Here is a 13944-nt window from a genome sequence, read left to right as displayed (position 1 = left end):
AGTTCCATAAACAAATACTGGAAAGGAACTGAAATGTGATTGGGAATGTTTGTGGAATCAATTTATATGATTATATTTGACTGTTTTTGATTAAAACAATCAATAACAAACAAAAGCTGTAGTATAAAAACCATTAATATGTTCAGTTCATGTTGCGTCTTTCTAGTTCACAATTATGGAGTACAAAAGAAAATCTGGTCCAAATAACAGAAACACACTGAACACCCAAAAGAGTTATAGTTAATAAATCAAATAGTCTAAGAATGAATAAAGATTGGTGGAAAAAAGAAGCTATTGGAATACCCAATATAATTACGGAATTGCCTGGCTCGAAGTCAAAAGAAATGCATGCGAATACAAGTAAATATATTCGAGGTCTTTCTTCTCAGGTTAAGCAATTTCCCGTAGCGTTTTCACATGGCTCCGGAATTACATTGACCGATGTTGATGGAAATAAATATTTGGATTTTTCTTCAGGTATTTATGTGGCCTCCCTTGGTCATTGTCACCCAAAAATATCGGAAGCGATTTCAAAATGGGCCAAGAAATTAATGAATTGCCATGATTTCGCCACACCCGTGAAGGAAAAGCTGTTGGAAAAAATGGACGAGGTGCTGCCCGGAACCCTTAATTCCATTCAATTGTACAGTGATGGTACCACCGCGGTAGAAGCCGGTATAAGGGCTGCTAGGGCAATTAGTGGTAAACATGAGTTTATTTCTGGTTATAGGGATTTTCATGGCAAGACGATGGGTGCGGTAAATATGGCACAAATGATCAGGGGGGATGTATTTAGTTATGGTCCTACGAGATCAGCGGGCTACTATATGGTACCACGCCCTGATCCGTATCGCCCCGTTTTTAAAAAGAGTGATGGTTCCATTGATACCGACGCCTATATGGATTTTTATAGACAATTTATTCAAGAGGGTACGGTTGGAAACGTCGCCGCCTTTGTTTTGGAACCTGCACAGGGTTGGGGCGGTTCCATTTTCCCCCCAGAGGATTTTTTCCAAAAACTGCAGCAACTATGTAAAGAAAAGGGGATACTCTTCTTTGCGGATGAAGTGCTGACAGGCATGGGTAGGACCGGAGAGTGGCTGTGTATGAACCATTGGGACGTTGTGCCGGATATTGTTACTTTGGGCAAGTCCTTCGGTAATGGGTTTCCAGTTACTGCAATGGTGGTTAAAGAGGAATACGCTGATGCGCTTGACAAAATTTCGGCATCTTCCAGTTATGGGGGTAACCCGATGGCATGCGCTGCGGCATTGGCTTCCATAGAAGTTATTGAGGAAGAGCAAATTTTAGAAAATGTGCGCGAAGTTGGCGCTCATTTCATGCAAAGGATGAAAAAAATGAAAGACAGCCATCCTATTATTGGAGATGTAAAGGGAAAAGGGTTCTTGCTTGGAATGGAGTTGGTAAAGGACAAAACCACAAAAGAACCATTTAATGAAGCAGGAAAGTTGGTCTATCAAAAAGCATTTGCCAAAGGATTGGCTTGGATTCCCGCAGGTCATATATTACGGATGTCCCCACCACTTATAATGGATAAAGAGCATGCGGATATGGGATTGGATATTATAGAAGAGTCGATCACGGAAGTTGAAAAAGAATTTGGTTACAAATGAAAGCATATCGTTTAAATAGGTTGTTCAATGAAAAATCCAACCGATGTCTCAATGTCGCAATTGATCATGGTTTTTTTAATGAAGTTGGATTTTTAAAAAGTATTGAGAACATACAATCGGCGGTTGAAACCGTGGTGGCTGCGGCACCAGATGCTATTCAGCTCACCGTTGGCCAAGCATATTATTTGCAATCCATTTTGGGAAAAAATAAGCCTACATTCGTCATGCGAACGGATGTGGCCAATGTGTATGGTAACGAATTGCCCAGCCACTTGTTTAGTAGAATGATCGATGACCCGGTTGCGCAGGCAATAAATCAAGATGCCGCTTGCGTTGTTGTCAACCTATTCCAGATACCAGGCCAGCCATTGGTATCGGACCATTGTATTCAAAATATATTGAAAATAAAGCCACTTTGTGATCGTTTTTCAATGCCCCTCATGATAGAGCCGTTGGTTTTTCAACCCAATGAAAAGGCAGGTGGCTACATGGTGGATGGTGATATTGATAAAATTTTGCCTTTAGTCCGCCAAGCAGTGGAATTGGGAGCTGATATAATAAAAGCAGACCCTACTGCAGAGGTAAGCGAGTACCACAAGGTGGTCGAGATAGCAGGGAGAATCCCTGTAATGGTCCGTGGAGGAGGAAAGGTTTCGGATAAAGAGATTCTGGAAAGGACAAAGGCATTGATCGATCAAGGGGTCGCGGGCATAGTATATGGTAGAAATATAATTCAGCATGGAAATCCTGCGGCAATTACCAAAGCACTGATGGGCATTGTGCACGATGATCTTTCTGTTGACCAAGCACTGGAAATACTTCATTAAAATTCTATAGCATTGGGGGAGGAAATTTTTTTAGCGTTGGATATAGGTACGAGTAACATAAAATGTGGGTGTCTTACGCTTTCGGCCGATATCTTAGTTGAAAAAAAAGAAAAATTTCCCTTGGTCCAATTTGGAGAATCCTTTGAAATCGATGTTATTGTGTTCTTTGATCTTATCAAGGATTTGGTTGGTCAATGTCTTTCGGAAATACAGGACCGAACCAAAAAGGTAAAGGCCTTGCTCATAACAAGTCAGGCCAATACGTTTGTACCTGTGGCCAAAGATTTTAAACCATTACGAAAGGGTATTGTCTGGTTGGATGAACGGGCAAAGGCCGAAGCTGATTGTTTAGGTGTGAAATTACCGGGATATGCAACGTATTCCGGTTTTGGGAAACCGCTTTCTGGCCTGTTGGCATCAAAACTCTTGTGGTTGAAAGCCAATGACCCCCAAGTATTTAACAATGCTGAATTTTTTCCTTTGATCAATGAGTATTTGGTTTATCGACTGACCCATTCGTTTTATACGGACACGACCAGTTTTGGAATGAGCGGAATGTATGATTTTGTGAACAGGGATATAAACGGTAGACTACTACAGATCTTACAACTTGAAAAAAGTAATTTTCCGCAAATTGCAAACGCCGCGGAAAAAAGTGCACTGATTTCGGAGGAGGTGTCCAAGGAATGGAAGATACAGCATAGGTTCCCTGTTTATTTGTGTGGTAACGACCAGTGTGCCTCCGCTTCAGGGGCGGGTTTAAAAGATCATGGGGACATCACGATCAATTTTGGTTCTGCTTTGGTGCTATTTTCCATAACCAAAAGTATTTCCAAGAACATGGGCATAGATCAAATAGCTGGCAAGTATCCGGTATCCCATGATTATTTTCTATTGAGCTACGAACCGGATTTTGGTCTGGTGATAAGGTCCTTAAAGGAAAAATTGTTTAAGGAGGGGTCGTACGATTTGCTTTTTCAGACCTATTTGGATTACCCGGACGTAGCGAAAATTACACCACGGCTTTCAGAAATGCAATTGGATTTCAAGACCAATGAATCTGCAGGTCAATTTTGTGCGGGGATTATCAAATATTATATCGATCAATTAAAAAAACACATCGCTGACGTCAACCAAAGAGAACGGATAAAAAACATCTTTTTATCCGGGGCAATAACAAAATCGTCGGTATGGATTCAGATCATCAAAAAGGAAGTAAGCTCCAAGGCAGTCATTAATAATCAAGAAAATGCCGGTCTTATGGGGGCTTTGAACATTTATTTGTCAAAAAACTAAAAATTATGGATTTCACTTACGAACCATCCTTGCATGTTCCCTTTAGGGACCAAAAAGTGCTGGATAGGGTTAGAAATATAAAGCGGAAAGATATTGAGAAACACGAAAACCCTGATTTCAATATTCAGGTGGTTCCCGATGCGGATATGGACATTATCATGCTTTTTGATATATTCCATCGTATCAAAACGGCGTCGGATGCCAATGAACCCATCGTATTGATCATGCCCAATCCTTGGCCTCATTTTCGGATGTTGGCCCATATGCTCAATAGGTTCAAAGTGGATTGTAGCAAACTGTATACCTTCAATATGGATGAGTATGCCGACCAAGATGGCAATGTTGCCCCGGAGGGTTGGAAATACGGTTTTGGTTTCGCATTCAAGAAATACTTTTATTCCAACTTGGACAAAAACCTTCGTCCACCGGAAAAACAAATACATTCCTTTACGAACAAAAATGTTGAGGACTATGGTCAAATGATCTCCGACCTTGGTGAGGCGGATATGGTCTATAGCGGCCCGGGATGGACAGGTCATTTGGCATTCATAGAACCGGATGCTCCGGAATTCAAAGCTGATTCAATGGCGGAATGGATGGAGATGGATGCCCGTATTGTTACCCTCAGCCCCTTTACGCTTGCCCAAAACTCCCTTCATGGCAGTTTTGGCATGAGCGGGGATTTGGCCATGGTGCCTCCAAAAGCAGCCACCATTGGGCCAGCCCAGGTTGTAAGGGCAAAAAACAGAATGCAGTTTTGTGGGATTGGAGTACATGGAACAGCCACTTCATGGCAAAGATTGATTACCCGTCTTGTTTTGCATGGGGAGCCAACTCCCTTGGTCCCGGAATCGGTGCATCAACTTTTGCGAACGGATTCCTATGTGACTGAAACCATTGCCATGGATATTGAACCCAATTTTGAAAAAGGATATTGATGTATAGGGAGTCTTTGAAAAAATCGTTATACGACAAGGAAGCTGTAATCGATGTGCATACACATGTAGGGATGTCCCCAAGATTTTTTCGTCAATATGGATACCCCTATGCACTTTCAGTGGAAGACCTTGTTATTCGTATGGATATGCTCGGTATCGATTACGCTGTGACCTTTCCTTTTGTTGATTCCGCTTTTTATGTAAATAACACGGGTTCTTCAAAGATTGAGACCACCACTGAATATTGTAATTTCCCGTTTGAGTTGGAAAACAGGAACATGTTGAACGAGGTCAATGAGATATTTCCTGAACATGCCCATAAAATACTCCCGTTTTTAATGTTCGACCCATCTCGGGAGACCGAAAAACAGGCTGATTTTATGGAAGAGATTTCAGAAAAGTATCCTGTTTTTGGAATAAAGACAGCTTCAACCTATATACAAGCTTTTGTAAATGACGTTGAAGGCAAGGGAAGACCCATTTTGGAATTTGCACGCAGGAAGAACCTGCCCATTATATTCCATTCCTCCGTCCACCCAGAGGATCCATGGGCCTCTGCTACAGATATAGTCGATTTGGCGGAAAGAAATCCCGATGTTCGCATTTGTATAGCCCACTCCGCTCGTTTTCTGGAACCAGTGCTTCAAAAAGCTGATGGTTTAAAAAACTGTTTCGTGGATTTTTCGGCCTTTATCATTCATTGTAAACTCGCCGTTCAAAATTCCCCAGGTATAGCAATCGAGGACTTCAGGTTCAGGGCGGATTACAGCGACCCCCTTTCCGTTATGGTAAAATTGGCCCAAACCTACCCGGATACCATGCTCTGGGGCAGTGATACTCCTTTTAACTATTGGATTCAAAAGTATTACACGGGCGACGGTAAATTGGTCGAAGACAGGCTGGAGTGTGGTTATCGCGAAGAAACCGAAATATTGCATGCCTTGCCAGAAGCCCTAAAGGCCAAGGTTGCCTACAAAAATAATTTACGCTTTTTATTTGGACAAGATATATGAAAAAGTTGATCGTCGGAGCGGCCATAATAGATGTAACACCCAAAAAGCCCATGTTTTTACATGGTTACCCACATGTGGAGCGCACGAGCGAAGGTACGCACGACCCCTTGTATGCTTCCGCATTGATTATCGATAATGGGGAGAATCAAATAGGTTTTTGTGCGGTGGATGTTATTTTTATTTCCAAGGAAATCACAAAACGGGTCAGGGAGCTGGTCGAGAAGTCCACGGGCATAGCAGGTAAAAATTTAATGATTTCTGCATCGCATACCCATTCTGGGCCGGTAACTGTTACGGATATCTTTTATGACCCCGTTGTGCCAGCAGCAGACCCGGAATATATACAGTATTTAATATCTAAAATCGTGCAGGCCTTTGTAGAGGCATTTAAAAACAAAAGGCAGTGTAAATTGGCCGTAACCACGGCGGATAGCACTGGAGTTGGAGGTAATAGGCATAGTATTTCAGGGGTCACGGATGCTGAAGTGCCCGTAGTTGTTCTAAAGGATTTTATGACGGATGAAATTTTCGCCTTATCAGTCATTCATTGTATGCACCCAACGGTCTTGCATGAAGACTCCAAGTTGTTTTCAGCGGACTTTCCAGGATTCACCAGGGAGTTCATAAGCGATAGTTTGGGGGAAAATGTTGTTCTTCTGTATCAAACAGGGCCCTCTGGCAATCAATCCCCACGACATTTTATCGAATCCAATACATTTGATGAGGCCAAAAGATTGGGGGATTTGTTGGGAAATCGAATCGTGAAAAGTGTTTTACGGCTCAATGAGTCGGATTATCAAGATTGGTGTTCACTGCATATTCAAAGTGTCGAGGTAAACCTGCCTAGAAAAGAGTTTATGCCGCTGATCGATGCGGAAAGGAAAGTAGCTTCTGCCAAGGACAAATTGGACACTATGCGCCGCAATAACGCGGATGCGAAGGAGATCCGAACGGTGGAGTGCGACTGGTTTGGTGCAGAAGAAAATTTGAAACTGGTAAAAATGATGGTCAATGGCGATTTGGAAAACGTGTACCGTGATGTTTTGCCGGCAGAAGTGGACACTGTCACTGTGGACAAATTTCATTTTGTGTTTTTGCCTGGAGAATTCTTTGTTGAGTATTCTTTGAGCATTAAGGAAGCAGCATCCGAAAAAGTTTTTGTCAGCACTTTATCCAATGGTGTGATTGGAGGATATATTGTAACTGAAGAGGCGGAAGCCGATGGAGGGTATGAGGCGTCAAATAGTATTTTTTCTGCAAAAGGAGGAAAAGTGATTGTTGAAACGGTACATAAAATGTTAGGGTAATAGGATTGGCCAAACTTATTTAATCAGGAGAAAAAAATGATAATAACCACATTGGATTGGATCGTAATAATCGCATATGCGATGGGCATGTTATTTGTTGGATTCTATTTTTCCAGTAAGAACAAGAATTCCGATGATTATATGCTTGGGGGAAGAAATATGTCCCCATGGAAAGTTGGGCTTTCCCTCTTTGCCACCATGTTCAGTGCGGTTTCCTATTTGTCCATGCCCGGCGAAATGATAAAGCATGGGCCGATGATTTGGTCGTCCCTCTTTGCCTTGCCCTTTATTTATCTGGTTGTGGCCCATTTTTTCATTCCATATATCATGAAGCTCAATATAGCGAGTGCCTATGAATTACTGGAAACAAAGTTGGATGTCCGGAGCAGAATAGTGGCGGCACTCTATTTTTTGACCATGCGCATTGTTTGGATGGCGGTAATCATCTATATGGTTTCCGAAAAGGTGATAGTTCCGATTATGGGCTGGCAGGAAGAGACGGCATTGTACGTGAGTATCGCCATGGGAGTGGTTACGGTAATTTATACTTCTTATGGCGGCATTAAAAGTGTTGTTCTGGGAGATGTTATTCAGACCTTTGTTTTGTTCGGTGGTTCAATAACCGCCATAGTTTTGATCATTAACGAGGTTGGAGGTTTTTCCAATATCATCCCAACGGAATGGCCTGCCCAATGGGCTGAATGGAAGTTTTTCGATGTGGAGTCCCGGCTCAGTTTTTTACCTGTGGTCATTACCACTTTTGGATGGTATGTATGTACCGCAGGATCCGATCAAATGGCCATTCAACGGTATCTGTCAACAAAGGATGTTGGGACGGCAAAGAAAATGTATCTAAACTCCATAGTGTCCAATGCCTTGGTCACCTTGCTGTTGGCAATCCTTGGTCTTGCCATATTTGCCTATTTTAAAATGCATCCAGACTTGCTTTTGCATGGAAATTCCATAGTCGGCGAAGCCGACACCCTCTTCCCCAGATTTATTGTAATTGGCTTGCCCGCCGGTTTTTCAGGTTTGGTTTTGGCTGGATTGTTGGCTGCTTCAATGTCAAGCCTTTCCTCTGGCATCAATTCTTCTGCCATGTCCATGATCAATGACTTTATTCTTCGATTCAGAAAGAAGGATATGAATGGTCAAGAGCAGGTTAGAATGGCAAAATTGATATCGTTGGGTATCGGTTTTGTTATTGTTCTATTGAGCTTGGTTATGGGCAATATCAAAGGAAACCTATTGGAGATAACCTATAAAACAATCAATTTGTTGGTAGCGCCACTTTTTGTGCCGTTTTTTATGGCCATGTTTGTTAAAAAGGCAAAACCTACGGCAACATTTATTGGTACAATATTGAGTGGTGTGGCCGCAGCATTCATAAGTTTTTCACAAGAATTATTTGGATTTTCGATTTCCTTTTTATGGATTATTCCCGGTTCCTTTATTGTTGGGGTTTTGATCAGTTTGGTTTTAAGCCTTTTGACAAATGATACTTCGAAAATGCAAAAAGAAAGAAATAGAAAAATGTAATACATAAGATGATGAATAGATACATACCAAAAAATGATCACGATGCTGTGTTGAATAATTACCAGCGCGACGGGGTTGTTCGCATAAGAGAATTTTTTTCACCAGAAATGATAGTGGAAATTCAAAGTGAATTGGAGCGATATATGCGAGATGATTTACCCTCTTTGCCCCCAGATGCAAAAACTGTGGAAAAGGATGGCGTAACGATTCGCAATCTTTGGAGATTGGAGCTTTACAATACATATTTTAAGGAATTGGCTGAAAGTGATGAAATCATTTCTTTAGTTGCCAAGCTTGTGAATGGCAAGCCCATACTTGCAGGTGTGGAGACCTTTAACAAGCCAGCACTGGTTGGCTCTGGTGTACCTTATCATCAGGACAATGCCTATTTTTGCCAGACACCGCCTGATATGCTCACTCTTTGGGTCGCGATTGACCCGGTAACCGCTCAAAACGGGCCGGTTTATTTTATTGAAGAATCACATAAAGCCGGTATGAGGCCTACTAAAATCTCGGGTGTGACGGGCAATTCCATTGGCATGGCCGAACAGCCAAATATTCCAAAAACAGATCAATTTTGCGGTTTGCTAAACCCTGGAGACGCTACTATTCATCATTGTGAAACGGTTCACCATTCCGACCCGAATCATTCCAGCAATTCACGTCTTGGATTACTCTTCGTATACCGTGGAGAGCATACCAGAATCAAAAAGGAATTGAAGGAAAAATACACCAATGCAGTTAATTCCATCCCGCCTGCATAACACAAAAGTTATAAGGTGATCGAAACAATCATGTTCTGGAGGTTGTAAAATTTTAATGTTGTTTTTTCAGAATCTGCTTTTAGTGTTTTATGGGCTAATGTGGACAACAAAAAGGAAGATTTATACTGTAGCAATAAATCGATATATGCGAAAACTAAAATTTGATATGAAGGGTTTAAATTGGGCGATGAATTTTTCGCTGATGTTCATTGTTTTGTTCAGTTGCAATAGTAAAAATCATAGCCAAAAAAAGATGATCCATAATTCTATCGGAGAACAGGTTTTCAATAAAGACTCGACACTTTATAAAATAATTTCTAAAAAAGGAATTACTAGAGGATATCAGGCCGTTCCTGATGCCTGTCGTTTAAATAATGGGAATATCGTTGTGGTCTTTTATGATGGTGACAACCATATTACATATCCAACTCCAGAGTATCCTAATGCAGGAAGGATTTGTTTGATTAGATCAAAGGACGAAGGAAGCACTTGGAGTGACCCGATCGTGATATATGACGATGTGAATGATAATCGTGATCCTCACATAAACGAGATGAGTGATGGCTCGTTGATCCTAAGTTTTTTTTCATTGGAATTTTATATTTCTGAATCACAAAGTTTAAGAAGAGAAGCACCTTCTTACAATCAAGATCAAGTTTCCAAATTTGGCAACAATCCAGATCTTTTGCACGAGCAAAAACCTGAAAACTCCGAACAGAAAGTCAGACCTACTGGCCAGATCAAATGGAAAAGTAAAGGACCGTATGTGCTAAAATCTTTCGATAATGGCAACACTTGGCAAAAAGAAGCTCAACTAATAACTACCTCAAAGCCGGAATGGAATTGCTCTGCCAAAGTTAGAGAAATGCCGGATGGCTCATGGGTATTGCCTGTTTATCGGTCTGAGCCTTCGAAGAAGGCTGCCTGGGGCGGAGTTATTCCTTCCTACGACAAAGGTGGTACTTGGGGGAAAGTTGTGTCAATAGGAGAAGATGCTAACCTTGTACTTGCAGCAGAAACCGATGTTATTCTGTTAAAGGATGAAACAGTTTTTGCCTTATTGCGAGGAGATCGCTCTTTGGTAAATATGCATTACGCATCAAGTAACGATTTTGGAAAGAATTGGACACGGGTAAAGGATATCGGTTTTGTGGGCCATGCCCCTTCTTTGACCCGTCTTAAAAGTGGGGAGATTTTACTGTCATATCGTGCTTATTGTGATAAAAGCGGATACTATACCGGCTTACGAATCAGTCGTAACGAGGCCAAGACCTGGGAGGGACCATATCTGATTGATGATGTTACCGGTGCCTATCCTTCCACCATGGAATTATCCGATGGGTCAATAATGGCAGTATATTATGAAGAAGGAGAGGGCAGCTCAATACGGGCAAAACGCTTTAAATTACCGGTTGAACCAAGGGATGAAGAGTTTCCTGTCCCAAAACCCGTGGAAGCTCTTTCGGTGGAGCATTGGCAATGAAAGTGTGCGGTGTAAAATCGATGTTCAAAATAAAATCCACGTAAATGCAACAACGATCGTTTTCAATGGACATATGTTGAAAAAGCGATTTTTAAAGCACCATAAAGGTATCTTTTTGTTGAAGATGCATGGACTGGGACAGTATACGAAAAAAGAATTTTAAGAATCACTTCATCTCAGTATGATCAAGTGGTTCAATAAAACTTCAAAAATAAGAATATATGAGACGAAGTATTGTATTGGAGAAATTAAGAGCCGGCAAAACCGTCAGTTGCTTTAAGGTCAACCTGAACGACCCAAAGGTTTCCGAGATTGTTGCTCTATCCGGATTCGATTGTGTTTGGACCGATCAGGAACATATTGGTCAAGACTGGTCCGCACTTGCTTCGGGAATATGGGCCGCCAAAGCGCACGATGCAGATGTCATGGTCAGGGTTTCCCGTGGCAGCTATAGTGATTATATCCGACCACTTGAAATGGATGCTGCAGGCATCATGGTCCCGCATATCATGAGCCTAAAAGTAGCACAAGAGGTTGTGAAGATGGTACGTTTTCATCCTGTTGGGAGACGTCCGGTAGATGGAGGCAATGCGGATGGGGCCTATGCTACTCTGGATTTTAAGACATATCTCCAACGAGCCAATGAACAACGATTCGTTGTGTTGCAAATAGAAGACCCGGAACCCTTGGACGAACTGGAAGCTATCGCGGCTTTGGATGGGTACGATATGTTGTTTTTTGGTCCAGGGGATTTTAGCCAAGGCATTGGAGCTCCAGGACAGTGGGATCATCCTAAATTAATTGAAGCCAGAAAGTTAGTGGCCAAAATGGCAAATAAATATGGTAAATATGCGGGAACGGTCGGTAGTCTTGAAAACTTGAACGAATTAATGGATATGGGCTATAACTTTATTAGCGTAGGAGCAGATGTTGTGGGGCTGTCCACCTATTGCAGCAATATAGTGCAAGGGTTTGATTCTGGAGAAAAAAACAGGGAATTACAAGATGAAGAAAAAATAAAAAACCCTTATAAGTAAGCCAGAGATAATGAAAAAAAGACTTTTAGGGAATACAGGGATTCAAGTCTCCGACGTAGCTTTTGGCGGAGTGGAAATAGGAATGCCATATGGCATTGGAGTGAAAGGCAAGGAAGATATGCTCTCGCAAAGCGAATCCATAGAATTGCTGCATGCCGCCTTGGATCAAGGGATTAATTTTTTTGATACCGCACGAATGTATGGTGCCAGTGAAAATATCATGGGACACGCTTTTAAAGATAGAAGGGATGAGGTGGTCATCAGTACCAAATGTGTAAAAATCCGTGTTGCATCAGGAGCCTTGCCTTCTGAGAAAAAAATAAAAGAAACCATTGAAGGTTCGTTGCAAGAAAGCCTTGAAGCATTGCAAACGGATTATGTGGATGTTTACATGTTGCATCAGGCGGATCTTGAGATTTTGGATAACGAGGTCATTTCCCAGACTTTTCTTCGGTTGAAGGAAAAAGGATTGATTAGGGCAACTGGAGCTTCGACCTATGCTGTGGACGAAACAAGAAAGACCATAAATGATGGGCACTGGGATGTTGTCCAACTACCTTTTAATTTGATGGACCAATCCCAAGGTGCATGTTTTCCCTTGGCAGCAGCCAAAGAGATTGGTGTCATGGTTCGCTCTGTATTGTTCAAAGGGATCCTGAGTGATAAAGGAAGGTCTTTGCACCCTCGATTAAAGACTGTTGAACAGCATATCAAATCCTATAAGAAGCTGTGCGGTGAATTGGATTGCGACCTTGCGGCTTTGGCATTGAAATTTGCTTTATCATTTAATGAAGTCTCTTCGGTACTTGTGGGAATCGACCGGATAAAGTATTTGAAGAATTCGGTAAGTGTTGCCGATGGGAATTACTTAAATGCCAAATTATTGGAGAAGGCCAAGGAGCTGCAATACCCTGATGCTGACTTTTTGAACTTGGTGAAGTGGGAAAGAGAAGGATGGCTCACATAAACGTGAGCATCGTTCCAAGGGTTTAACTAGTGAACAATCGAAAGTTATCCGTATGCTCGTTTCTTTTGTATGATAAAGGGAAGGAGATAAGGAAGATTTATAGTTTGCGTATTGACCACTGGAATCCCCTGAATTGTTAACACAGGGGAGAATGGTCCGTGGTTTACAAGAAAAGAAACAAAGATTTTTAAAATGATTGCGTGATATGGTAAAATTGGGAATAATCGGAATGAGTGAAGGCAATGCCCATCCTTATTCATGGTCGGCCATAATCAATGGTTGCTATAGTGCAGAAGAGATTGACCAAATGGGATATCCAGCTGTAACCAGTTATCTAAAGGCAAACGAGGATACGCTGGGGGTTAGTGGTGCAAAAGTAACATGTGTTTGGACCCAGGAAAAGAAAATTTCAGAGAGCCTGGCCAAAACAGCAAAAATTGAAACCATAGCCAATAGCTTGGAAGAGATGGTGGGTATGGTAGACGCCGTAATATTGGCTCGGGATGATGCGAAAAACCATGTTGATATGGCCAAGCCCTTTATCGATGCGGACGTTCCCATTTTTATCGATAAACCATTGGCAATTACTGTTGAAGACCTGCAATATTTTTCAGCCCAAAGCTCCAATGGAAAATTTATTATGTCCTGTTCTTCAATGCGTTATTCCAATGAATGCAGGATTGTAAAACAAGAACTAGCTTCTTTGGGCAACCTGGAGTTGGCCACCGCCGTCGGAAAAAAGGATTGGAACAAATATGGAGTCCATCTTCTGGAAGCGTTGTTTTCATTGTTGGACGATCCAAAGCCTATTTCTGTTAAACACGTGGGGCAAGAAGGGAAGGACATTGTCAGTATAAAGTTCGAAAATGGGCTGTTGGCCACCGTGCACCTTTTTATGGATATTGCACCAACCTTTCAAGTTTCCCTGTTCGGGCAAAAAGGATGGAGGTCAATTGAAATTAAAAACTCATATTCCATGTTTAGGGATAATATCATAGAATTTGTCCGATCGGTGAAAGAGCGCAAACCGAGACTATGGTTTAAAAAAACGGAGGCGATCATTAAAACATTGATAGCGGCAACGGAAAGTCTAGAGAAACAGGGAGAAACAGTGTACTTGTAACAATAATAATTAAAGG

Annotated in this window: 12 protein-coding genes; all 12 read left to right on the top strand. The window is 41.7% G+C overall.

Translation table 11 applies throughout. From position 1 onward, the window contains the following. Window positions 1–263: 263 nt before the first annotated feature. Window positions 264–1634: an aspartate aminotransferase family protein gene (locus ACNR9Q_RS15300; RefSeq protein WP_419212099.1), complete on the top strand. Its 1371-nt coding sequence runs from the start codon at window positions 264–266 to the stop codon at window positions 1632–1634. Next, on the top strand, window positions 1631–2461 hold the full coding sequence (locus ACNR9Q_RS15295) for a class I fructose-bisphosphate aldolase (RefSeq protein ID WP_419212098.1): 831 nt from the start codon (window positions 1631–1633) through the stop codon (window positions 2459–2461). The genes ACNR9Q_RS15300 and ACNR9Q_RS15295 overlap by 4 nt, the downstream gene beginning before the upstream one ends. Window positions 2462–2473: 12 nt before the next feature. Then, window positions 2474–3757 carry an FGGY family carbohydrate kinase gene (locus ACNR9Q_RS15290; RefSeq protein ID WP_419212097.1) on the top strand — a complete coding sequence of 428 codons (1284 nt, stop codon included), beginning with the start codon at window positions 2474–2476 and terminating at the stop codon, window positions 3755–3757. A gap of 5 nt (window positions 3758–3762) precedes the next feature. Next, window positions 3763–4695 carry a 6-phosphogluconolactonase gene (locus ACNR9Q_RS15285; protein ID WP_419212096.1) on the top strand — a complete coding sequence of 311 codons (933 nt, stop codon included), beginning with the start codon at window positions 3763–3765 and terminating at the stop codon, window positions 4693–4695. Continuing rightward, the gene (locus tag ACNR9Q_RS15280) at window positions 4695–5708 is read left to right on the top strand and encodes an amidohydrolase family protein (RefSeq protein ID WP_419212095.1); all 1014 of its coding nucleotides are present in this window, start codon (window positions 4695–4697) and stop codon (window positions 5706–5708) included. The genes ACNR9Q_RS15285 and ACNR9Q_RS15280 overlap by 1 nt, the downstream gene beginning before the upstream one ends. Continuing rightward, entirely contained in the window at window positions 5705–7015 is a 1311-nt protein-coding gene (locus ACNR9Q_RS15275; protein ID WP_419212094.1) for a neutral/alkaline non-lysosomal ceramidase N-terminal domain-containing protein, read from the top strand. Before ACNR9Q_RS15280 ends, ACNR9Q_RS15275 begins: the two co-directional genes overlap by 4 nt. Before the next feature lie 36 nt (window positions 7016–7051). Continuing rightward, on the top strand, window positions 7052–8554 hold the full coding sequence (locus ACNR9Q_RS15270) for a sodium:solute symporter family transporter (RefSeq protein ID WP_419212093.1): 1503 nt from the start codon (window positions 7052–7054) through the stop codon (window positions 8552–8554). An 11-nt stretch (window positions 8555–8565) separates the two neighbouring features. Continuing rightward, window positions 8566–9318, top strand: a complete 753-nt coding sequence (locus ACNR9Q_RS15265) for a phytanoyl-CoA dioxygenase family protein (protein WP_419212092.1) — start codon at window positions 8566–8568, stop codon at window positions 9316–9318. A gap of 145 nt (window positions 9319–9463) precedes the next feature. Continuing rightward, window positions 9464–10801, top strand: a complete 1338-nt coding sequence (locus ACNR9Q_RS15260; protein ID WP_419212091.1) for a sialidase family protein — start codon at window positions 9464–9466, stop codon at window positions 10799–10801. A gap of 221 nt (window positions 10802–11022) precedes the next feature. Next, the gene (locus tag ACNR9Q_RS15255) at window positions 11023–11838 is read left to right on the top strand and encodes an HpcH/HpaI aldolase family protein (protein ID WP_419212090.1); all 816 of its coding nucleotides are present in this window, start codon (window positions 11023–11025) and stop codon (window positions 11836–11838) included. 10 nt (window positions 11839–11848) lie between these two features. After that, entirely contained in the window at window positions 11849–12805 is a 957-nt protein-coding gene (locus ACNR9Q_RS15250; protein WP_419212089.1) for an aldo/keto reductase, read from the top strand. Between the two features lie 205 nt (window positions 12806–13010). Then, on the top strand, window positions 13011–13928 hold the full coding sequence (locus tag ACNR9Q_RS15245) for a Gfo/Idh/MocA family oxidoreductase (protein WP_419212088.1): 918 nt from the start codon (window positions 13011–13013) through the stop codon (window positions 13926–13928). Window positions 13929–13944 lie beyond the last annotated feature (16 nt).

This window comes from Maribacter sp. X9 (genome assembly GCF_048537565.1).
Lineage (GTDB): Bacteria > Bacteroidota > Bacteroidia > Flavobacteriales > Flavobacteriaceae > Maribacter.
Note: the sequence above shows the minus strand (reverse complement) of the source record. Positions and strands in the feature narration are given on the sequence as shown.